Source organism: Neorhizobium vignae (genome assembly GCF_000732195.1).
GTDB classification, from domain to species: Bacteria; Pseudomonadota; Alphaproteobacteria; order Rhizobiales; family Rhizobiaceae; genus Neorhizobium; species Neorhizobium vignae.
Window position 1 is genome coordinate 82,329 of the sequence record NZ_JNNU01000017.1, and the last position, 22,141, is coordinate 104,469.

At 63.0% G+C, this 22,141-nt stretch carries 15 protein-coding genes; 3 read left to right on the top strand and 12 right to left on the bottom strand.

Going from position 1 to position 22,141, the window contains the following annotated elements; translation table 11 throughout:
* Positions 1 to 15 precede the first annotated feature (15 nt).
* Both accD and GQ59_RS24610 read left to right on the top strand, forming a co-directional pair.
* Positions 16 to 912, top strand: a complete 897-nt coding sequence (gene accD / locus GQ59_RS24605; RefSeq protein ID WP_037086314.1) for an acetyl-CoA carboxylase, carboxyltransferase subunit beta — start codon at positions 16 to 18, stop codon at positions 910 to 912.
* Positions 913 to 945: 33 nt separating this feature from the next.
* On the top strand, positions 946 to 2,298 hold the full coding sequence (locus GQ59_RS24610; RefSeq protein WP_037086316.1) for a bifunctional folylpolyglutamate synthase/dihydrofolate synthase: 1,353 nt from the start codon (positions 946 to 948) through the stop codon (positions 2,296 to 2,298).
* Positions 2,299 to 2,378: 80 nt separating this feature from the next.
* Here GQ59_RS24610 and trxA read toward each other — a convergent pair whose 3' ends face one another.
* The 12 genes from trxA to GQ59_RS24670 all read right to left on the bottom strand — a co-directional run bounded on the left by trxA (position 2,379) and on the right by GQ59_RS24670 (position 20,078).
* Positions 2,379 to 2,699, bottom strand: coding sequence for a thioredoxin (gene trxA, locus GQ59_RS24615; RefSeq protein WP_007770439.1), 321 nt, complete (start codon positions 2,697 to 2,699; stop codon positions 2,379 to 2,381).
* A gap of 73 nt (positions 2,700 to 2,772) precedes the next feature.
* The gene (addA, locus tag GQ59_RS24620; RefSeq protein WP_037086317.1) at positions 2,773 to 6,321 is read right to left on the bottom strand and encodes a double-strand break repair helicase AddA; all 3,549 of its coding nucleotides are present in this window, start codon (positions 6,319 to 6,321) and stop codon (positions 2,773 to 2,775) included.
* Positions 6,314 to 9,517, bottom strand: a complete 3,204-nt coding sequence (gene addB, locus GQ59_RS24625; protein WP_037086319.1) for a double-strand break repair protein AddB — start codon at positions 9,515 to 9,517, stop codon at positions 6,314 to 6,316. The genes addA and addB overlap by 8 nt, the downstream gene beginning before the upstream one ends.
* Positions 9,514 to 10,260: a nucleotidyltransferase family protein gene (locus GQ59_RS24630; protein ID WP_037086320.1), complete on the bottom strand. Its 747-nt coding sequence runs from the start codon at positions 10,258 to 10,260 to the stop codon at positions 9,514 to 9,516. Before GQ59_RS24630 ends, addB begins: the two co-directional genes overlap by 4 nt.
* Before the next feature lie 12 nt (positions 10,261 to 10,272).
* Entirely contained in the window at positions 10,273 to 11,784 is a 1,512-nt protein-coding gene (gene tsaE / locus GQ59_RS24635) for a tRNA (adenosine(37)-N6)-threonylcarbamoyltransferase complex ATPase subunit type 1 TsaE (protein ID WP_037086369.1), read from the bottom strand.
* On the bottom strand, positions 11,781 to 14,360 hold the full coding sequence (locus GQ59_RS24640; protein ID WP_432762607.1) for a PAS domain-containing sensor histidine kinase: 2,580 nt from the start codon (positions 14,358 to 14,360) through the stop codon (positions 11,781 to 11,783). Before GQ59_RS24640 ends, tsaE begins: the two co-directional genes overlap by 4 nt.
* 273 nt (positions 14,361 to 14,633) lie before the next feature.
* Positions 14,634 to 16,034, bottom strand: coding sequence for an adenosylhomocysteinase (gene ahcY / locus GQ59_RS24645; protein WP_037086322.1), 1,401 nt, complete (start codon positions 16,032 to 16,034; stop codon positions 14,634 to 14,636).
* 175 nt (positions 16,035 to 16,209) lie between these two features.
* Positions 16,210 to 16,488: an HPr family phosphocarrier protein gene (locus GQ59_RS24650; protein ID WP_037086323.1), complete on the bottom strand. Its 279-nt coding sequence runs from the start codon at positions 16,486 to 16,488 to the stop codon at positions 16,210 to 16,212.
* A gap of 13 nt (positions 16,489 to 16,501) precedes the next feature.
* On the bottom strand, positions 16,502 to 16,903 hold the full coding sequence (locus tag GQ59_RS24655) for a PTS sugar transporter subunit IIA (RefSeq protein WP_037086324.1): 402 nt from the start codon (positions 16,901 to 16,903) through the stop codon (positions 16,502 to 16,504).
* A gap of 126 nt (positions 16,904 to 17,029) precedes the next feature.
* Positions 17,030 to 17,494, bottom strand: coding sequence for an HPr kinase/phosphorylase (locus GQ59_RS24660; RefSeq protein WP_037086326.1), 465 nt, complete (start codon positions 17,492 to 17,494; stop codon positions 17,030 to 17,032).
* Complete coding sequence (locus GQ59_RS24665; protein ID WP_051904190.1) at positions 17,491 to 19,245, bottom strand: sensor histidine kinase; 1,755 nt, start codon at positions 19,243 to 19,245, stop codon at positions 17,491 to 17,493. Before GQ59_RS24665 ends, GQ59_RS24660 begins: the two co-directional genes overlap by 4 nt.
* Positions 19,246 to 19,349: 104 nt before the next feature.
* Positions 19,350 to 20,078: a response regulator transcription factor gene (locus GQ59_RS24670; RefSeq protein WP_152564453.1), complete on the bottom strand. Its 729-nt coding sequence runs from the start codon at positions 20,076 to 20,078 to the stop codon at positions 19,350 to 19,352.
* Positions 20,079 to 20,407: 329 nt separating this feature from the next.
* On the opposite strand from GQ59_RS24670, the gene GQ59_RS24675 reads away from it, so the two are divergent.
* Positions 20,408 to 22,021 carry a phosphoenolpyruvate carboxykinase gene (locus GQ59_RS24675; protein WP_037086328.1) on the top strand — a complete coding sequence of 538 codons (1,614 nt, stop codon included), beginning with the start codon at positions 20,408 to 20,410 and terminating at the stop codon, positions 22,019 to 22,021.
* Positions 22,022 to 22,141 lie beyond the last annotated feature (120 nt).

Sequence of the window (22,141 nt, forward strand, 5' to 3'; positions counted from 1 at the left end):
TCGGGAGTACGCCAAGTGAACTGGATCACCAATTACGTCCGGCCGCGCATCAACTCCATGCTCGGTCGTCCCAACCGGGACGTTCCGGAAAATCTCTGGATCAAGTGCCCGGAAACCGGGGAAATGGTCTTTCATAAGGACCTGGAAGAAAACAAGTGGGTCATTCCCGCTTCCGGGTTCCACATGAAGATGCCCGCCAAGGCCCGCCTTGTCGATCTTTTCGACGGTGGCCTCTTCGAGGCGCTGCCGCAGCCGAAGGTCGCCCAGGATCCGCTGAAATTCCGCGATTCGAAGCGTTATGCCGATCGCCTGAAAGACAGCCGTATCAAGACCGAGCAGGAAGACACGATTCTTGCCGGCCTCGGCGAAGTCCAGGGCCTGAAGCTCGTGGCCGTCGTCCATGAATTCAATTTCATCGGCGGTTCGCTCGGAATGGCAGCCGGAGAGGCGATCGTCCGGGCCTGCGAACGGGCTCTCACGGAAAAATGCCCGCTGGTGATCTTCCCGGCCTCCGGCGGCGCCCGCATGCAGGAAGGCATCCTTTCGCTGATGCAGCTTCCGCGCACCACGGTCGCGGTCGATATGCTGAAGGAAGCGGGCCTGCCTTATATCGTCGTCCTCACCAACCCGACGACTGGCGGCGTCACGGCCTCCTACGCCATGCTGGGCGACATCCATATCGCCGAACCGGGCGCCGAAATCGGCTTTGCCGGCAAGCGGGTGATCGAGCAGACGCTGCGCGAAAAGCTGCCTGAAGGTTTCCAGACCTCGGAATATCTGCTGGAGCACGGCATGGTCGATATGGTCGTGAAGCGCCACGACATTCCGTCGACGCTGGCCAAGATCCTGAAGATGCTGACAAAGCAGCCTGTCCAGGAAGCGCTTCCGGCGCCTATCGCGCTCAGCGCCTGACCGAAAGAGAGCATCGAGAGCCGGAGCGGCGGGATGACGACCATGAACGAGCCCGTTGTGAGCGAGGCGGAGCGGGAAATCGAACGACTGATGACCCTTCATCCGAAGGGTTTCGATCTTTCGCTCGACAGGATCACCCGCCTGCTCGAAATGCTCGGCAATCCCCACAGGAAACTGCCGCGTGTCATCCATGTGGCCGGTACCAACGGCAAGGGCTCCGTGACCGCCTTCTGCCGCGCCCTGCTCGAGGCGGGCGGTTATGCGACGCATGTCCATACCTCGCCGCATCTCGTCCACTGGCACGAACGTTATCGGATTGGCGTCAAGGGCGGCCGCAGCCGGATCGTCAGCGACGAGATGCTGGCGGATGCCCTGCGGCGCATCGCGGCGGCCAATAATGGCCAGATGATCACCGTCTTTGAAATCCTGACGGCCGCTACCTTCCTCCTGTTCTCCGAACAGCCGGGCGACGCGGTGATCCTCGAAGTCGGCCTCGGCGGCCGTTTCGATGCCACCAACGTCATCTCCGATCCGGCCGTTTCGGTCATCATGCCGATCTCGCTCGATCACCAGGCCTATCTCGGCGATCGGGTCGAACTGATTGCCGCCGAGAAGGCGGGGATCATGAAGCGCGGCCGGCCCGTCGTCATCGGTCATCAGGAATTCGAAGCGGCCCGCGACGTGCTGGTCTCGACCGCCGAGCGGCTCGGCTGTCCGACCGCCGTTTACGGCCAGGAATTTTCCGCCCACGAGGAATTCGGCCGGCTGATCTACCAGGACGAGTTCGGCCTTGCCGATTTAGCCCTGCCGCGTCTACCGGGCCGCCATCAATACGCCAATGCCGCTGCCGCCATCCGCGCCGTCAAGGCGGCCGGCTTTACGGTTACCGAGGCGATGATGGAAAAGGCGATGGCGACGGTCGAATGGCCGGCCCGCCTCCAGAGGCTGACCGAGGGAAAATTGCTGCAATACGCGCCGGAAGGCTCGGAAATCTGGCTGGATGGCGGGCACAATCCCGGCGCCGGCGAGGTGATCGCCGAGGCGATGGCAGCCTTCGAGGAACGCCAGGCCCGCCCGCTCTATATCATCGCCGGCATGATCAACACCAAGGACCCGATCGGTTATTTCCGCGCCTTTGCGGATATCGCCGAACATGTCTTCACGGTGCGCATCCGCGACAGCGAATCGGGGCTTGATCCGGTGGTCCTCGCCCATGCCGCCTTTGATGCCGGCCTGGTGGCCGAACCCGCCGGCTCCGCGGCCGAGGCTCTGCAGGAAATCACCCGCCGCCAGGTACCGGGCGCTCCGCCGCCGCGCATCCTGATCGGCGGTTCGCTTTATTTCGCCGGCAATGTGCTTGCCGACAACGGCACCCCGCCGACCTGAGCACAAGGTCCCGGAAGATATAGAAAAAGCCCGGCTGCAGGGAACAGCCGGGCTTTTTTATGCGGGCATGCGACTGGAAGTTAGGCGGCGCTGGAAATCCAGGCCGAAAGGGCAGTCTTCGGAGCGGCGCCAACCTTGATGTCGGCGACTTCGCCACCCTTGAACATGGCAAGCGTCGGGATCGAACGCACGCCGAACTGGGCAGCCAGCTCAGGATTTTCGTCGATGTTCAGCTTGACGACCTTCACCTTGCCGGCGAGCTCGTTCGAAATTTCTTCGAGGCTCGGACCGATCATTTTGCAAGGGCCGCACCATTCAGCCCAGAAATCCACGACGACCGGCTGAGCGGAATCGAGGACTTCGGTCTGGAAGTTGCTGTTATCGACTTTTACGGTAGCCATAGGGCACTCCTTCACGATTCTCTGTTGGCATTAAATGTGAGCTTCCCGCTCAAAGTTTTCAATGGCCGCTATCTCACTTTGTTTTGAGTTCCGCAAGCGAGCGTGACAGCAGGTCGGATGGCAGCGACATGACTTGCGCCGACTCGGTATAGACCAGCACGCATTCGAAATCCTTCGCCGGATAAAGCGGTTTCAGGATCTCGCGATAGATCGCGAGCTGGGCGCGATGCGAGAGCGGCACGTCTTCCGCGGTCTTCGGCGGCACGCGATTGGTCTTGTAGTCGAGGATGATCACCCGCTCTTCGGTTACCACCAGCCGGTCGATGCGGCCGGAAATCGCATAGTCGCGTCCTTCCAACGAGAGCGTCCCCATGATCGAGACTTCCGACTGGCTGCGCTGCGAAAAGACCGGCCGGAGTTCGGCATGCGAAAGCACCGACATGACGCTGGTGACGAGTTTTTCACGCTCCGCGGCCGGCCAGAAACGGGCGGTGCGGTCCGCATACCGCCGCGCGGCGGAGGCGCGTTCGGCCTCGGGGAAATCCGTCAGCATCTGCAGCATGCGATGGACCAGTTTGCCCTTCTGCAGCGCCAGCCCCGCGCTGTCTTTCTGCTCGGTGGCAAACAGCGGCGAGGTGACGATCAGATCGTCCGCGTCGTCATCGATCATCGTGCCGGCGCCAGAAGGGCTGAGCGGCCGCGGCAGGATTTTCTGGGCCGGCAGGGGGCGGGAGAGAGCCGTGGGAAGCGGCCGTTTGTCGGCCGCTGCCGCCTCCTTGTGCACCGCCTTCGGCGCTTGTCCGGGAGCTGCCGGAAGCCGCCACTTGAAGCCGCCCCATTGGCCCTCGGATCCATGGAACTCCGCCGGGCTGCAATGATGCTCGTCAGCGGCAAGCGCCTTGGAAATCATCGACTGCCAGGTGTCGGGATTGTCGATCTTGCCGCGATAACCGCAGACGATCAGCCGGTCCGCGGCCCGCGTCATGCCGACATAGAGCAGCCGGCGATATTCTTCTTCCGTCGAGGTCCTGATCCGGTCGTCATCGGCTGATGTCATCGTATTGGTCAGCATCTTGCCCGGCACCCAGGCCGGTACATCTTCGCCGCCGATCCGCAGCAGCCGGAATTTCGGCACATGCGAGGAGATGAACGCCTTCGACCCGCTGTCGACGAGGAACACGACCGGCGCCTCCAGCCCCTTGGAAGCGTGTACGGTCATGATCCGCACCTCATTGCGGCCGCCGTCTTGCTCGCGCTTCACCTCGGGCGATTCGATCTCCAGCGTTGAGATGAACGCCTGCAGGCCGGGCAATCCGCTGGTCTCGTGGTCGAGCGCGAAGGTCAGGAACTCGTCGAGAATATCGCCGGCCTCGGTGCCGAGCCGGCCAAGGAATTTCCGCCGCCCGCCCTGCGCCCCGAGAATCCGCGCAAACAGATCATGCGGGCTGAGCTGCCGCGAAAGGGCAAGCAGGTGCTGGAGTCGGTCGGCCGCATCGCGGAACCGGAGCGGTAGTTCTTCGCTCAGACGGTTGAGCTGCGCCCAGGCGCTGGCGTTCTCCGCCCGCAGCGCCGCGACTTCGAAGACGTCCTCTTCGGAAAGATTGAAAAGCGGGCTCTTGAGAAGGGCCGCCAGCGAAAGGTCGTCCTGCGGCAACAGCAGGAAACGGCCAAGCGCCAGAAGATCCTGCACGGCGATATGGCTCGTCAGCCGCAGCCGGTCGGCACCGGCGACGGGAATGTTGTCGCGGCGCTTCAGCGCCCGGGTCAGCGCATTGACGAAGGCGTCGCGTTTTCTCACCAGAACGAGGATATCGCCGGCCTCGATCGGCCGCTCGACGCCCTTCTCGATGATCGTTTCCTTGCCGATCATCTCCTCGATCCGGTTGGCGATCCGTCCGGCGAGAATGGCAGACGGCGCCTTGTCGGGCGTCGAATCGAACGGCGCGGTCCAGTCCTCCTCCTGTTCGGAGACTTCCGGCACCACGACATCCCAGAGATCGACCGCGCCCGGATGGCCGATCCGGTTGGATCGGTGCTGCACCGGCTCGCCCAGCGCGCTGAGGCCCCGAAAGTTTTCCTCGAGCGAAAACACCTGGTCGACGGCGGCCAGCACATCGGCCGTGGAGCGGAAGGAGAGCGGCAGCCGTACCGAGTGAAAGGCCTGGTCGCTGGCCCGCACCCGCTTCTCCGTCTCGCTGCGTTCTTCCGCAAACCGTTCCGGCCGGGCACCCTGGAAGGAATAGATCGACTGTTTTTCGTCGCCGACGGCAAAGATGGTGCGGCGGGTCTCGCGGGCGCTGGCACCGGAATAGAAATCTTCGGCCAGCGACTTGATCACGGTCCACTGGATCGGGCTGGTATCCTGCGCCTCGTCGACGAGAATGTGGTCGATGCCCTGGTCGAGCTTGTAATGCACCCAGGCACCGACGCCGTCGCGGGTCAGAAGATCGGCGGTCCGGGCGATCAGGTCCTCGAAATCGAGCAGGCTGCGCTGTTTCTTCAGGTCCTCGTAGTCGTCGTTGAGGCGCTGCGCCAGCGTCAGCGCCGCTTTGGTGGCGAGGAACATCCTGACCAGCCGCAGCCGGTCGCGACAAGTGACGACATGGGCGCGAGCGGTTGCCACCGCATCGGCCAGTTCCGGCGCGGTCGTCGTCATTGCCTTGGCGATCAGCGAACTGTCGGCCTTCGGCTTGCCCTCGCGGGTGAGGAAGATCTGGTCGAGATGCTGGGCGCGCTTCAGGACATCCGGCTCCTTGGCGACAAGACGGAGACCATAGGCCACGTCCGTGACCTTCTGCCCGCCCTTCTGGTCGGCGAGCGCCAGATAGAGATCGAGCGTCAGGCCGGAAAGCCCGGGCAGGGGCCAGTAGCCGGCGGCGATACTGTCTTCCGTATCGGCCGGGCCGAGCCCCAAGGCGTGCTTGAGTTCTACGCCGATGCCGCCGTGCCGTTCCGCATGGGCAATGAAGCGACGGATCGCGGTGCGCTTGGCGATGATATCGCCGAGCAGCGTTTCGAGCCCGAATTCGTCCCCGAGATCCAGCACATGCGCGAAGGCTTCGGCGAGCACCGGGTCTTCTTCCGCAGAGGTTGCCGTCAGGAGGGAACGCCGTGCGTCGGCAAGCAGGGCCGAGGCGGCGCGGTCGTCGAGCACGGAAAAATGGCCGGCGACATTGGCTTCGAGCGGAAACTGGTGCAGCAGCGCTTCGCAGAAGGCGTGGATGGTCTGGATCTTCAGCCCGCCCGGCGTCTCCAGCGCCTTGGCGAACAGCCTTCGCGCCTCCGCGAGCTTGAGGGAATCCGGCTCGGCACCTTCGATGCCGGCGATCCTCTTGCGCAGTTCGTCATCGGAAAGCACCGTCCATTCCGAAAGCCGCTGAAAGACGCGGTTCGACATTTCCGATGCCGCAGCCTTGGTATAGGTGAGGCAGAGGATGGATGAGGGCCGGCAGCCGGCGAGCAGCAGCCGGATCACTCGCTGGGTCAGCACATGCGTCTTGCCGGAGCCGGCATTGGCAGAAACCCAGGCGGAACTGACGGGATCGGAGGCGAGCGATTGCTGCACCGTCGTCCAGTCGATCCACTTGATCGGATCGTCGCCCTCGGGAGCCAGGTCATTCATCGGCTTCCGCCTCCTCGTCGTCGGCCGTCGACCATTCGGCCACGCGGGCGAGATGGTCGTATTCGCCGCCGAAATCATTCTGCGCCATCGGCACGAGCCGCGATGCGAAGCCGGCTTCGCCATTGCGCAGCGTGATCACGAACCGGGTCAGCTGTTCGAGCGATTCCTCGGCCAGATCGATCGCCGATTTCGGCTGCCGCTTGGCCGTCGCGCTCGAGCCTTCGTTGTTGACCTTGTCTTCCCGGAACCGGTCGCCGGGCCGAAGCCGGACATAGAGCAGATTGTCCGGCGTCAGCGGACCCGCATCCCTGAAAGCTCCAGCTCGAAGCGCCGCTGCCTCAAGGCCAAGCTGGGGATCGAGCAGCGCCCGGGCCTGGGACACAGAGGGACTGAGGCCCGTCTTGTAGTCAACGATGTCCGCAAGCCCAGATCCCTTGATGTCGATCCGGTCGGCAATGCCGGTGACGCGGATGCCGGCGGGCTCCAGCTCCCAGCCGGCCCCGACTTCCGTCATCGTTTTGCGGATATCCGGTGCCCGCTCGACTTCCCAGTCCAGGAAGGCGCGGGCGACTTCAACAAAACGCGGCCGCCAGACGCGGTCGATATGCGGCGGCAGCAGCTCCGCGTCGAACAGTTCCTCGGTAATCCGGCGCATCGCCTCTTTTGCCGCAGGCGTGCCGGGCTTGTGGCCTTCGCGGGTATAGCGATCGATGATCGCGTGATAGAGCGTGCCGCGCTCCGAGGCGCCGGGATCGCGGTTGAACGGATCGAGCGGATCGAGCTTCAGAATGCGGCGGGCATAGATCGAATAGGGGTCGCGGCGCAGGCGCCCCACCTCGCTGAAGGAATATTTCACCGGCTGCAGATCCGCCGGCGGCTTCGGAGCCGGGCGTTTGGCAACCTGCTGGTTCTCGCCGGCATCGATCACCGACGCCCATTCCCGATATTGATTGCCGCGTGCCTTGAGGTCGTCGGCGAACTGTTTTCCGCCGAGCGCCAGCAGCCTTTGGAGCCAGCGCGAGGCGACGGTCGGCGTTGATCCCTGCCGCATCGAGCGCGACAGGATCAGATGCCGCGTGCCGCAGGCCATTTCGAAGTCATGGGCTAGCTGGCCGATCCGCCGTTCCGGCGGTTCCAGCCCCATGTCGGTCTTCATCGTGCGGGACAGGAACGGGTTGTTGACCGTCTGCCCCGGCCACGAGCCTTCGTTGAGCCCGCCGAGGATCATCGTATCGACGCTCTGCAGCCGGGCTTCCAGCGTACCAAAAATGAAGATACGCGGATGGCTGAGCGAACGGGGCTTTACCGCCTCGCCTGTTGTCAGCGCCATGACGATGTCGATCCATTGCGGACCGTCCGCCTCCATTTGCCCATCGGTCTCGATGACTTCGGAAAGCAGCCCCGCCAGCCTTTCGCCGGCTTCTCCGGACCAGAGGGCCGCGAGGTCTCGCCGTTCGTCGATGCAGATCGCCTCAAGTGCGCGGCCGGTGCGGTCGGCCCATTCCGATAGCGTGAGTTTTGCCGTAAGGCCGCGTCCATCCGGTCGCCGGCGGACGAGGGCGGAGGCGAGCGGTTCGACCGCTTTCGCCAGCCGCCTGGCGAGGTCGCGGGCCTTGTCCGCCGCATCTGCCGGAAGCGACAGCCGCCAGTGAGGCGTATGCCGGTCTTCGAGTTGCGCGGCGAGTTGGATTTCCAGCAGCGGTTCCAGCGCGGAAATGTCCATCTCGCCGAGGCCGCCGCGCAGGGCCAGGATTTCGAGCGCTTCGACGGCGGATCGCAACTCTGCTGCCGGCAGGCCGAGCCGCATCAGTGGATGCTTGATCAGCGCGACGATCGCCACCGGATCGCCGGGCCGCAGCGTCGCTTCGAGCAGAAGCTGCGCCAGCGTGCCCTGCGGCGTGCCCGACAGCGGCGAACCGGCGGAGTCGTCGGCGAGAAGGCCGAAACGGGAAAGCTCGGCGGTCACCCGCCGGGCGAGCGCACGATCGGGCGTGATCAGTGCGGCCTGGCTCTCGCCGCCATTTTTGCCCGGCTGTTCGAGTGCCAGCCGGAGTGCGATGGCGATCGCCACGGCCTCCTCGCGTTCGTTCGAGGCTTCGATCAGCGAGACGTCGGCAAAGGCTTGGGCGAGGAGTCCGTGATCGGCATTATCCCGCCAAGTATTCCAGCGGTCGGTCGCCTTGGCAGGCACCAGTGCCTGGGACAGCGCTTCGGCGCGGAAGGCGAGATCGTCGGGAACCTCGCCGAGCACTTCCACGTCTTCCCGCGTCACGCCGAGTTTTTTGAGCAGCCGCGACAGGCCGAATTGGGAATGGCTGCGGCTGGCGGGTTCGGGTTTGCCGTCGAAAGCCTCTTCGCCGATCATCGCCCACTGGTCCGCCGGCATCGAGAGGTCGAGGCCGGGCAGCACGACGGTGCCCTTCGGAAGGCTGGAGATCGCCGCGATAAGGTCGGCGGCGGCCGGTACCGAGCCGGTCGAGCCCGCGACGATCACCGGGCCTTTATGGTCTCTCAGGGAAATCCGCCGGGCCTCGCCGCGCAGGATCGACGCCTGGTGTTTTGCCGGCGAAGAACGGCGCAGTTCTTCCAGCCGCAGCGGCCAGAAGGCGCTGGCGATCGACAGGAACTCGGCGGTCAGCTGCCACCAGAGCGCATGTTCGCCGGTATCGAGTTTTTTGAGATCGGCCCAGTCGCGCTCTTCGGTTTCGACCGCGTCGATGAGCTCGGCGAGCGCCCGGGCGAGCCAGATGGCATCGGCAGGGCTCGCCGGCGCGACGAGCGGCGATTCCGAATGCACGTCGAGCACGATCTTCGGGAGTTGGTTGCGCCAGGCCAGGATCAGCCGGCCGAGTTCGAGCAGCCGCGCGGTGCCGCCGATCGGCAGCGCCAGGTCCATCTCCTCGGGCGCCACGAGGTCGAAATAACCGCTGTCGTCATCGGTTTCGCCGAGCGGCCGGATGACCGGCAGGATCGCCGAGCGGCCGCCGAGCAGGTCGACGAATTCCGAGCGCAGCACGCGGGCCGAGCGCCGCGTCGGCACGTAGATGGTCACGTCGGCAAGCGAAAGCGGGTCGGATGCATCGTAACGAAAAGTCTCGTTGAGCCGGCCGTCGCAAAGTGCCGCCGCCAGGGTCTTGAGGAAGGGCGCTCCGGCTCCGATCGAGAAGACCCGCTTCTTGCCGGACAGCGTGGTCATGCCTCCACCGGATAGCGTGCGATCACCGCTTCGGCTTCCGGCAGCGCTTCCGGCGTGCCGACGGTGATCCAGTGGCCGTCGAGCATGGTGCCATAGAGCCGGCCGCGGGCGATCGCCTTGTCGAAATAGATATTAATATTGAAGGCATCGGACGGTGCGTCGTCGAGGAAGGAGGGGGTCATCGCAAAGGCGCCGGCATAAACGACCGGGTTGGCCGGATCGTCCCGGTAGCGCCTCAACCGGCCATCCGCATCCATGCCGAAGTCGTTGACGCCGTTGTGCCCGGTCGTGTTGTCGATATCGACGCAGAGCATCGCCATATCCATGCGCTCGGGGTCGAAGAATCCGGCCAGGCGCTGCAGGTTGGTCGGCTTGCCCGGTGTCTCGCCGATCCAGAAGAGGTCGGCATTCATGACGAAAATCGTGCTGCGATCGAGAAGCTTCAGCCCCTTCACGATCCCGCCGCCATTGTTCATCAGCGCGTCGCGCTCGTCGGAGATGAGGATTTCGAGGCCTTTATAGGCCGCGAGATGCGCCTCCATCTGGTCGGCGAAGTGGTGCACGTTGACGACGGCGCGTTCGACGCCGGCTTCTTTCAGGGAATCCAGCACGTAGTCGATCATCGGCTTGCCGGCGACCGGCACCAGCGGCTTCGGCATCGTGTTGGTGATCGGCCGCATACGGGTGCCGAGCCCTGCGGCAAGCACCATGGCCTGCTTGATGGCGGCTGGTTTAGTGGTCATCGGGAACCGTATTTATGATTCGGGCAGTTCTATTCCAGCCCGACGGCACCAATCGCGCAAGGGGCTGAGCACATCGTGCTGAAGCGCCGTCGCGAGATAGCGGAGCGTCCGCGGCATGTGCTTCAGATAGCCCGGCTTGCCGTCCCGCTGCAAGAGCCGCACCCAGAGACCGGCAAGTTTGCAATTGCGCTGCGCCGCCATGATCGCCCAGGCTTTCAGGAACGTGGGCTCGTCGAAGGCCCCGAGCGCACGGCGGAGTGTCACGTAATCCAGCATCAGCTGGTCGGCGAGGACCTTCGGGATGTCGACGCGCGCATCCTGGACGATCGAGGCGAGGTCATAGGCGGTCGGGCCGATCATCGCATCCTGGAAATCGATCAGGCCGACGCGGCGCACGCCCGATTCATGGGGCCGCCAGATGATGTTCGGCGAATGGAAATCGCGCAGCAGCAGGTTCTTCTCGACGCCGACGAGCTCGCAGACCAGGTTGTCCCAGATCTCCAGGTATTCCTGCCGTTCCTCGTCGGTCGCCGGCGTGCCGCGCTTCCAGGGCAGGTGCCAGTCGATCAGAAGCCGGGCTTCCATCTTCATCGCCGTCGGATCGAAATCGGGAATGTGATGGATATGCCCGTCGCCGACCGGCAGGTCCTGGCGCATCTCGTGGCTGTGCAGGAAGGCGAGGCAGACGATGCTCTCCCGGTAGCGCTCGGCGATGGGATTGCCGTCTTCGTCGACGGCACCTTCGTCGCCGAGATTTTCGATCAGCAGGATGCCCTGGTCGTAATCCACATGCAGCACTTCCGGTGCCGCCAGTCCCAGTCCGCGCAGATATTCGTCGATCGCCACGAAGGGGTAGGGGTCTTCGGCGAGATGCGCGACCTTGGGATAGGGTTTTCCGTCGAGAACCGGCGGGCCTTGCGCCGGGCGCGGCCAGTCCATCAGAATCAGCGTTTCGCCGGTTGCGATCGTCACGCTCTCATAGGCGCGTGTCGAAGCGTCGCCGGTGAGGAACCGCCGCCGGGCGCCGGGATAGCCATGGCTGTCGAGGAATTCACGGATCGCCAGCACGCGGCGGATGCGCTGCATCTGCGCGTCCGGTGCGGTGATCGTTGCGGTCCGGCCGTTGCCGTGCTGTTCGAGCCGGAGCTGGATGCGGGTCTGCGGCAGCAGGTCGTCGGCGACCTCAGGCCATTCCACCAGACAGATGCCGTTGGAAAGCGCCTCGTCGAAACCAAGCTCGTCCAGCTCGGAGGAATCGCCCAGCCGATAGAGATCGAAATGCGAGACCGGGATCCGCAACTCGTAGCTCTGGACCAGCGTGAAAGTCGGGCTCGGCACTTCGAGCTCGCCGTCATCGGCCAGCGCGCGCAAAAAAGCCCGGGCGAAGGTCGATTTGCCGGCTCCGAGATCGCCGGAAAGGGCAATCCAGTCGCCCTTGTTCAGCGCCAATGCAAAATCCTCGCCGAGGCGGATCGTTTCGGCCTCGTCGGCAAGTGTCAGGGTAAGAGTTGCCTCACCACTCATTCGGCGGCGACGGACCGCGCCGTCGTGCCGCTCGGAATGCGGCACGTAACCGTGGTTCCCTGGCCGGGCTTGCTGTCGATCGCCACATCGCCATGATGCAGGGTCACGAAGCTCTCGACGATCGAAAGGCCGAGGCCTGCGCCGGAGCGCTTGCCGCCCTTGGCATTGGCCGAGAAGCGGTCGAACACAGTCTTCAGGATATCTTCCGGAATGCCCGGACCCTTGTCTGTTACCGAGAAGAACACGTCGCTATGGGTGCGCCAGCAATTGAGCGTGATGGCGGAGCCGTCCGGCGCGAAGTTGGTGGCATTGGTGAGCAGCTTGATGAGGATCTGCTTCAGCCGCTGCTGGTCGGCGACGATGGTGCCGAGACCGGCCGGGGCGGTGATCGCCAGCGTTACGCCGTTTTCGTGCAGCCGGTCGGCGATCTGCATCGCGACGTCGTCGAGCAGGTCGTCGATCGCCATTTCGGAATAGTTGAGCTGCATGATCCCGGCATCGACGGTCGCCAGATCGAGGATGTCGTTGACGATCGTCAGGAGAACCGACGATGACGTCGAGATATGATCGATATATTCCGACTGCCGCTCGTTCAGCGGCCCGATGCCCGGCGTCTTCAGGAGATCGGTGAAGCCGATGATGTTTGTCAGCGGCGAGCGCAGTTCGTAGGAGACGTGCTGGACGAAATCGTTCTTGAGCTCGTCGGCCTTCTGCAGCGCCTCGTTCTTTTCCTTGAGCGCCCGTTCCGCCCTGGCGCTCGCCGTCATGTCGACGAAGGTGAGCATCGTCTGGGCGTTCGGCAGCGGCGTCACGGCATAATCGAGGATCAGGCCGGAATAGAGTTCGAACGTGCCCTGCAGCGAGGGGCGCTCGTCGTCGAAATTGGTCAGCATCTGGCCGAAGCGGCGCCAGCCGTCCGGCTTGTCGTAGGACGGTGCGCAGGCCGTCTCGATCGCCTTGATATGCGTGCCCGGCTTGGATTCTTCGGCGGTGATGCCCCAGAGCGCACGGAAGGCGGGGTTGGACAGGCGGATGCGTCCGTCCGGCCCGAAAACGGCGACGCCTTCGGACAGGTGATCGATGGTTTCGCCCTGGACTTGGACCAGCGTGTTGTAACGGGTCTCGAGATCCACCTGTTCGGTAAGGTTCTCGAACACCCAGGTGGCGCCGCCCTGCGGATGGGCGGTGGCGATCACGCGCAGTGTCTGGCCGTTCGGCAGATGCCAGAGATCGGTCTGGGTGTTGGGAGATTGATAGACGGACAAGGCCGCGTCCTTCCAGCTCCGCCAGCTGAGCTGCTCCGGCAGCTTGCCTTCGCTGCGCAATTTGTCGAGCAGCTCGCTATTGTCCGGCCTGGAATCAAGGAAGGGCAGGGTGAACCCCCAGAGCTGCACGAAAGCCTGATTATAGAACTGCAGCCGCCGCTCGCCGTCGAAGATGGCGACGGGCGTTGCCAGGTGGTCGAGTGTTTCGGCGTGGCTCTTCAGCGTCCGCTTCAGTTCCTCGCGCACGGCTTCCGCCTCCGAAACGTCGACCGCCAGGCCGGCCGAACCGCCTGGAGCGACGACGTCGACGACGTCGAACATTGTCCGGTTTCCGTGCACGACCGTGGATATCCGGTCATGGAAAGGTGAGGTGGAGGTTACCGCCGACCTGATCTTTTCGCGTGCGATAGAGCCCAGAAATTCGCGGCCCTCCTCGAGCGCCTGCGCGGGCGTCGGAGCCTCCACGGCATCGCCATAGGCATGGTTCACCCAGGTGAGCCTGCCCTGCGAATCGCGGCGCCAGACCGGATGCTCGATGGCGTCGAGCAGCGAATGGAACATCATGATCGAACTCGTCAGCCGCTCACGCTCGATCTTGAGCTCGGCAAGTTCGGCGCGCAGGTTGTTGAGTGCGATGAAGCGGACAAAGGCCTTGCCGCCTGAAACACGGCCCTGCACTTCCAGGATCTCGTCCCGGTTGGTCTCGACGACCATGTCGAAGGAGCGGGCTTCGACCCGCAGCAGTTCGACCGACTTTTCCAGTTCGCTGGCCGAGCTGCCGCGCATCCAACGGCCAAAGGCGAGAAATTCGCGGTCCTGCTGCGGTGCGCCGGTTTCCGCCGGCAGCTGGCCGAGGAATTCAGGCTTCGAGGAACCGCTTTCCCACACGACGATCCGGCGGTTCTTGTCGGCGATCAGGGCTTCAAACTTGGAAATCCGCTGCTGCGCATCGGAAAGGGCGCTGCGCATTTCCTGCGTTTCGGCTTCCATGTTGCCGCGCTGACGCACCAGCCAGATGGCGGAAAACAGGGCGGCACCGAGCGCGCCCATCACCAGCGATGAAACGATGACTTCCGTCGAAGAAAACAGGCGGACGGCTGCATTGCCCGACTGCTGCGCAAGCGCTGCGGTCGCGAGCCCGGAAAGGGCGGTGCCTGAAAGGAAAGCGCCGCCGAACAGCGCCAGGCGGCGAAGTCTTCCGACGGTCGCATTGCCGTCCGCAGGCCTCGAAACGAAACGTAAAGCCGGAGCGTCCGCTCCGCCGCAAAGGGGATCGGCCCGTTCTGACGAGCTCATTTTTTTTACCGACATATCCGGTCTGTCTCCGTCCAATTGCCGCTCATCGACAAGACATACCACTCCGCGCCTTGCCCGTAGCCGGACGGCTCCCAATCACATGGTGGGAGCGTGACGATGGTCGAAAACCGCTTTCGGCTTTCGGCATCACGCTCCAGGGAAGGCGCGAATCAAGTTCTAAAACAATACTTGCTTAGGGAATCGCCGGGAAGGGATGCGCCCAAAAAAGAAACCGCGACCTTTGTCAAGGCCGCGGCTACCATATCTTGTGGATTGACCGGCTATTGATTAGTACCGGTAGTGTTCAGCCTTGAACGGCCCCGTCTGCGAGACGCCGATATAGGCTGCCTGTTCGTCGGAGAGTTCCGTCAGCTTCACGCCAAGCTTGGCAAGATGCAGGCGGGCGACCTTCTCGTCGAGGTGCTTCGGCAGGATGTAGACGTCGTTCTTGTACTCGCCCTGCTTGGTGAAGAGTTCGATCTGGGCCAGCGTCTGGTTGGTGAACGAAGCCGACATCACGAAGGACGGATGGCCGGTGGCGTTGCCGAGGTTGAGCAGGCGGCCTTCCGACAGAAGGATGATGCGGTTGCCCTTGGGGAACTCGATCATGTCGACCTGCGGCTTGACGTTGGTCCACTTGAGGTTCTTCAGCGCCGCGACCTGGATCTCGTTGTCGAAGTGGCCGATATTGCCGACGATCGCCATGTCCTTCATCGCGCGCATGTGGTCGATGCGGATGACGTCCTTGTTGCCGGTCGTGGTGATGAAGATGTCGGCGCTGTCGACGACGTCTTCGAGGACGACGACTTCAAAGCCGTCCATGGCGGCCTGCAGGGCGCAGATCGGGTCGACTTCGGTGACCTTGACGCGAGCGCCGGCGCCGGCGAGCGAAGCGGCCGAACCCTTGCCCACGTCGCCGTAACCGCAGACGACGGCAACCTTGCCCGCCATCATCACGTCGGTGCCGCGGCGGATGCCGTCGACCAGCGATTCCTTGCAGCCGTACTTGTTGTCGAACTTCGACTTGGTGACCGAATCGTTGACGTTGATCGCCGGGAAGGGCAGCAGGCCCTTCTTGGACAGTTCATAGAGGCGGTGAACGCCCGTCGTGGTTTCTTCGGTAACGCCCTTGATCGCGTCGCGCTGCTTGGTGAACCAGCCCGGCGATGCCTTGAGGCGCTTCTTGATCTGCGCGATGAGAATTTCTTCTTCTTCCGAGGTCGGGTTCGAAAGAACGTCTTCGCCGGCTTCGGCGCGGGCGCCGAGCAGGATGTACATGGTGGCGTCGCCGCCGTCATCGAGGATCATGTTGGTGAGACCGCCATCGGCCCACTGGAAGATCTTGTCGGTATAGTCCCAGTACTCGGTCAGCGATTCGCCCTTGACGGCGAAGACCGGGATGCCGGCGGCAGCAATTGCCGCAGCAGCATGGTCCTGGGTCGAGAAGATGTTGCAGGACGCCCAGCGGATTTCCGCGCCGAGTTCCCGAAGGGTCTCGATCAGAACGGCCGTCTGGATGGTCATGTGGAGCGAGCCGGAGATACGGGCGCCCTTCAGCGGCTTGGTGGTGCCGAATTCTTCGCGGCACGACATCAGGCCCGGCATTTCGGTCTCTGCGATGTCGAGCTCCTTGCGGCCGTAGGCGGCAAGATTGATATCCGCGACGACGTAATCCTTTTCAGTGCTCATAAAGCTCTCCATGTTCGGTGGTGCCCTTTCCGGCGAGGTACCGACGGACGTGGCAAGACCCGCTTTGGCCAAGCGGAAACTGGCCAGCGGTTTAGCAGGCTTCCGGCAAGCTGGCAACGGGATATAAAGAAGTCTTTATATGTTTATGTCAGTGAAAGGCTAAGCTGCGGCCACGTCAGGCTTCTTCGCCGAACTTGTTGGCGACGAGCTGTTCCAAGGCGTTCAACGCCTCCTCGGCCTGATCGCCTTCGGCTGAGACCTCGATCGAGCAGCCGGTGCTGGCGGCGAGCATCATCAGGCCCATGATCGAGGTACCGCCGACGGTCGTACCATCTTTGGAAACGGTAATACGCGCATCGAAGCTTTCCACCATCTGCACGAATTTGGCAGAGGCGCGCGCATGCAGTCCGCGCTTGTTGACGATCAGGAATTCACGGGGAGAGGGGGATGACATCCGGTCTGGGTTCTCATTTGCCGCTGAGGACGCGGCTTGCGACATTGATGTATTTGCGGCCGGCTTCGGAAGCTTCGGCAAGCGCCTTGTCCATGTTGTTGTCGCTGCGCACGCCGGCAAGCTTGATCAGCATCGGGAGATTCATGCCGGCAATGACTTCGATTCGGCCGCTTTCCATGACGGAAATGGAAAGATTGGAGGGCGTGCCGCCGAACATGTCCGTCAGAATGATGACGCCATGGCCTTCATCGGCATTGGTGACGGCATCGACGATATCCTGCCGCCGCTGATCCATGTCGTCCTCGGGACCGATCGATACGGTCTCTATGAATTTCTGAGGTCCCACGACATGCTCGACCGCATGACGAAATTCCTCAGCCAGCTTGCCATGGGTGACAAGCACTAGTCCGATCATGAAAACTGCCCCCTGCTATGGAAACTCGGCGCCAATATCGCATTGCAATAAGGCGGTCCAGCGGTGGGATGCCATCTTCTCCAAGTAGATTTGAAGTTCAAGTCAAAAAATCAGGCTTCAGGGTGATCAAAACGGCATTTCGCCGTGAAAATCGGACGCCAGCGCCGCCAGAACCGCGAGAGGGTCCGGTGCGCCGCGCCATATCCGGACAAGCGGGAGGCCGCCGAGACCAGGAATCCGGAAGCGTTCGTTTTCCGGCGGAAGCCTTTCATCCTCGGGCAGGGAGATGATCTCGATCGCAAGGTCCAGCGCCGCGGCCGAGAGGCTTTCAACACGCGCGATGCCGCTGCCGCGCAGTTCGATGAGGCCGGCGATCGGTTCGGGCCGGGTAGCGAGCAGATGATTGCCGTGGCGCGAGACGAGCACCTGATCGTCGGCCACCAGGGCCGCGAAAGCGCCATGGCGCCGGGCAGCAGTGATGCAGGTGAAGGCGAGCATGGACTTGCCGCTGCCAGATGGGCCGGTGAAGAGGAGGCCTTTGGTGCCGATGACGATCGCAGTCGCATGGATATTGACCGGAGTCGGGCTCATTGGTCTTCGCCGCCCGGCAGCGACAGCGTGAAGCGCGCCCCGGTTACGGCACCTGTCTTGGCATCGTGCACGTTTTCCGCTTTTAGCGACCCGCCATGTGCCTCGGCGATCTGCCGGCTGATAGACAGGCCAAGGCCGGAATTCTGGCCGAAACTCTCGCCGTCGGGCCGGTCCGTGTAGAAGCGTTCGAAGATGCGGTCGATATCCTCGGCCTGGATGCCGGGGCCGTTGTCTTCCACCGTCGCCGTCACGCGATCCTTTATCCGCGACAGCCGGATGGTGATGCGGCCGCCCTTTTCGGGCACGAAGGATCGCGCGTTCTCGATGAGGTTGGTGATGATCTGCCCGAGGCGAAGATCATGGCCGTTGACGAGGTAAGCGAACTTGTTGCCCGCCTTGTTGTCCACGGTGAGGCTGATCTCCACCGGCTTGCGGCCGGTGCGGATCTGCCGGGAAATATCGACCAGATTGCCGAGCAGGTTTTCCATGTCGACCGGCGCCGAATCAGAGCGGGCAAGCTCGGCATCCAGCCGGGAAGCGTCGGAAATGTCGCTGATCAGCCGGTCGAGGCGGCGCACATCATGGAAGATGATTTCCGTCAGGCGTTGCTTCGACTCCTCGGACTTCGCCAGCGGCAGGGTCTCGACGGCGCTGCGAAGCGAGGTCAGCGGGTTCTTGAGCTCGTGGCTGACGTCGGCCGCAAAACTCTCGATCGCGTCGATGCGGTCGTAGAGCGCGTTGGTCATCTCGCGAAGCGCGATCGAAAGATTGCCGATTTCGTCCTGGCGATAGGAGAAGTCCGGGATTTCCTCGCGCTGCTTGGCGCCGCGCCGCACGCGGATTGCGGCTGCCGCCAGCCGCCGCAGCGGATTGGCTATGGTCGACGACAGCAGCAGAGACAGGAGGATGTTGACCAGCGTCGCCACGCCGAAAACGCGCATGATCGCCAGCCGTTCCGCATGCACGATCTTGTCGATGTCGCCGGCCTGGGTCGAAAGAAGAAGAACGCCGAGCACGGCACGGAAACGCTGGACCGGCACGGCGACGGAAACGATCAGCTCGCCGCGGTCGGTGACCCGCACGAGCGCACCCCGGACGCCGGTCAGCGCATTCATCACCTCCGGATAAATAGAACCGTCACCGCCGGGGGCTTCCTTGTAGACCGGCAGGTTGCCCGGCTGCAGCAGGCGGTTGATGAGGCCGGCGAACCAGTCGCTCCAGGTCTGCTGTTCGTTTTCCACCGGCGGCAGGTCGAAGCGCAGCACCTGGCCGCGCGAATAGAGATGGCGGGAATCGAGCAGCAGGTTCGCATCGGCATCGAAAATCCGGGCGCGGGTGCGGGTCGGCGAAATCAGCCGCCTCAGAACCGGCGCGACGCGCTCGGGATCGATCGGGAAATCCAGGTCCTCGTCGTTCGGCACCGGCGTGATGCTCTGGCCGGCCTGCAGTTCGAGCAATTTCTGGGGATCGATGGTGATCGAGTTGGTGTCGACGGAGGCGGAGGCGGAGATCGCCCCGGCAATGATCTCGCCCTGGGTCAGAAGGCTTTCGACCCGGGCATCGATCAGGCCTTCGCGGAACTGGTTGAGGTAGAGAATGCCGGCGACCAGCACCACCGTCGCGGCGATATTGAAGAACAGGATACGGCGGGTAAGGCTCGAAAAGACCGCGTGGCCGAACACCCGCCGAATGAGCGTGAAGGGACGTGACCAGAACCTCCGCGGCGCGCGGCGTGTCCCAGCCTTCTCCATTCGGGCAATATCGCTGTCGAACGTTTGATCTGCCACTGCAGTCCTTCCACCGGGCCAGCTTAGCGCTGGTCCGGCCGTGGCCTCAAGTTAACCTTTCGCAAGGGTCAAGCCGCCTCGCGGAATCGATAACCCACGCCATAAAGCGTTTCGATCATATCGAAGTCGTTGTCGACCATCTTGAACTTCTTGCGCAGCCGCTTGATATGGCTGTCGATGGTGCGGTCGTCCACATAGACCTGCTCGTCATAGGCTGCGTCCATCAGCGCATCGCGGCTTTTGACGACGCCGGGCCGCTGGGCCAGGGAATGCAGGATCAGGAACTCGGTCACCGTGAGCGTCACCGGCTCGCCTTTCCAGGTGCAGGTATGGCGTTCCTGGTCCATGGCAAGCTGGCCGCGTTCGAGCGTGCGGGCCGCCTGTGCGTCCGCTGCGGCCTTGGTGCCGGTGCCGCCGGTAGCCTGCGCCTCGCGGGCACCGGCACGGCGCAGGATCGCCTTGACCCGTTCCACCAGCAGACGCTGCGAGAACGGCTTGGTGATGAAGTCGTCGGCGCCCATCTTCAGCCCGAACAGTTCGTCGATCTCTTCATCCTTGGAGGTGAGGAAGATCACCGGTAGGTCGGACTTCTGCCGCAGGCGGCGCAGAAGCTCCATGCCGTCCATGCGCGGCATCTTGATATCGAAGATCGCCAACTGCGGAGGGCGGGCGATCAGCCCGTCGAGCGCGGAAGCGCCATCCGTATAGGTTTCGACCTTGTATCCTTCTGCCTCGAGTGCAATCGACACCGACGTCAGGATATTGCGGTCGTCGTCTACGAGCGCGATTGTCTGCATGCTCTCCATCTCCGTCATCATCTATGCGCATCTCCTGGAATTCACCCCCAGCCAGGCGGCATCAGCCAACGCGCTTCTTGAGTATAAAGGTGGAACAAATTGTGGCAAAGATAAAGGGGCCGCTGAGGATCGTGGGTTTTGGCAATGGGGTTTAAGATAGGGCGGATGCGGATTGAAACAGTTATTAAACCGATTTAAAGAGGAATAAAATTTTTTAAATCGATTAAATAATTGATATTATTAAAGAATTTTCGGGCCGCCTCTTGCCCTTTTGGAAATCTGTCATTAATTTCGCGTCAGTCCCCACGGCAAGCTGAAGGAGTGCGCGCATGGAGGAGTTTGGACTTCACAACCCGTCCAAGGGTTTAGCGGCGATCGGTCTCGGCGGTGTATCGCGTGTTTATTACAATTCGTCCGAGGTTGAACTCTACGAAGAAGCAATCCGCCGCGGTGAAGCCGATCTGACGATCGACGGTGCGCTGCGCGCCGTCACCGGCCAGCACACCGGTCGTTCCCCCAAGGACAAGTTCATCGTCCGCGACGCCGGCACAGAGAACCGTGTCTGGTGGGGCGCCGACAACAAGCCCATGAAGCCCGAACACTTCGAAGTCCTGAAAAAGGACATGCTCGTCCATGCGGCCGGCAAGACGCTGTTCGTCCAGGATCTGGTCGGCGGTGCCGATGCCGAATACGCCCTTCCGACCCGCGTCGTCAGCGAATTCGCCTGGCACGCCCTCTTCATTCGCAATCTGCTGATCCGTCCGGATCGCGCCACGCTCGAAAGTTTCGAAGAGAAGCTGACGATCATCAACCTGCCGAGCTTCAAGGCGGATCCCGCCCGCCACGGCTGCCGCACGGAGACCGTGATCGCCTGCGATTTCACCAATGGCCTCATCTTGGTCGGCGGCACCTCCTATGCCGGCGAAAACAAGAAGTCGGTCTTCTCCGTGCTGAACTACTTCCTGCCGGAAAAAGGTGTCATGCCGATGCACTGCTCGGCCAATGTCGGCCCGAGCGGCGACACGGCCCTGTTCTTCGGCCTGTCCGGCACCGGCAAGACAACGCTGTCGGCCGACCCGAACCGCACGCTCATCGGCGACGACGAGCATGGCTGGGGCGAAAACGGCGTCTTCAATTTCGAAGGCGGCTGCTATGCCAAGGCGATCAACCTTTCGGCCGAAGCCGAGCCGGAAATCTATGCTGCGACCCGCCGTTTCGGCACCGTGATCGAAAACGTCGTGCTCGACCAGAATCGCGTTCCGGATTTCAACGACGGTTCGCTGACCGAGAACACCCGCAGCGCCTATCCGCTGCATTTCATCCCGAATGCATCGAAGACCGGCACGGCACCGCAGCCGAAGTCGATCATCATGCTGACGGCCGATGCTTTCGGCGTCATGCCGCCGATCGCCAAGCTCACGCCTGAACAGGCGATGTACCACTTCCTCTCCGGCTACACCGCCAAGGTCGCCGGCACGGAAAAGGGCGTCACCGAGCCGGAAGCGACATTCTCGACCTGCTTCGGCGGGCCGTTCATGCCGCGTCACCCGGCCGAATACGGCAACCTGCTCAAGGAACAGATCGCCCGCCACGGCGTCGATTGCTGGCTCGTCAACACCGGCTGGACCGGCGGCGCCTATGGCGTCGGCCGCCGTATGCCGATCAAGGCGACCCGCGCCCTCCTCAGCGCCGCGCTCGATGGCAGCCTCAAGAACGCCGAGTTCCGGACCGACCCGAATTTCGGTTTCGCGGTGCCGGTCGCGGTTGAAGGCGTCGACAATGCGATCCTCGATCCGCGCTCGACCTGGGCGGACGGCGCCGCGTTCGACGCCTATGCCAAGAAGCTCGTCTCGATGTTCATCCAGAACTTCGGACAATACGAAGACCACGTCGACAGCAAGGTCAGAAGCGCCGCTCCGGTCATGCTCGCCGCCGCCGAGTAATCTTTGAAGGATTCACGTGAAACCGCCGGCCCGGGATAACACCCTGGGCCGGCGGTTTTCTTTTTGCCGGCTTTGTGGGAAAGATGCGGGCCTGCCGCATGTCGCCCGAACGTGGGTGCC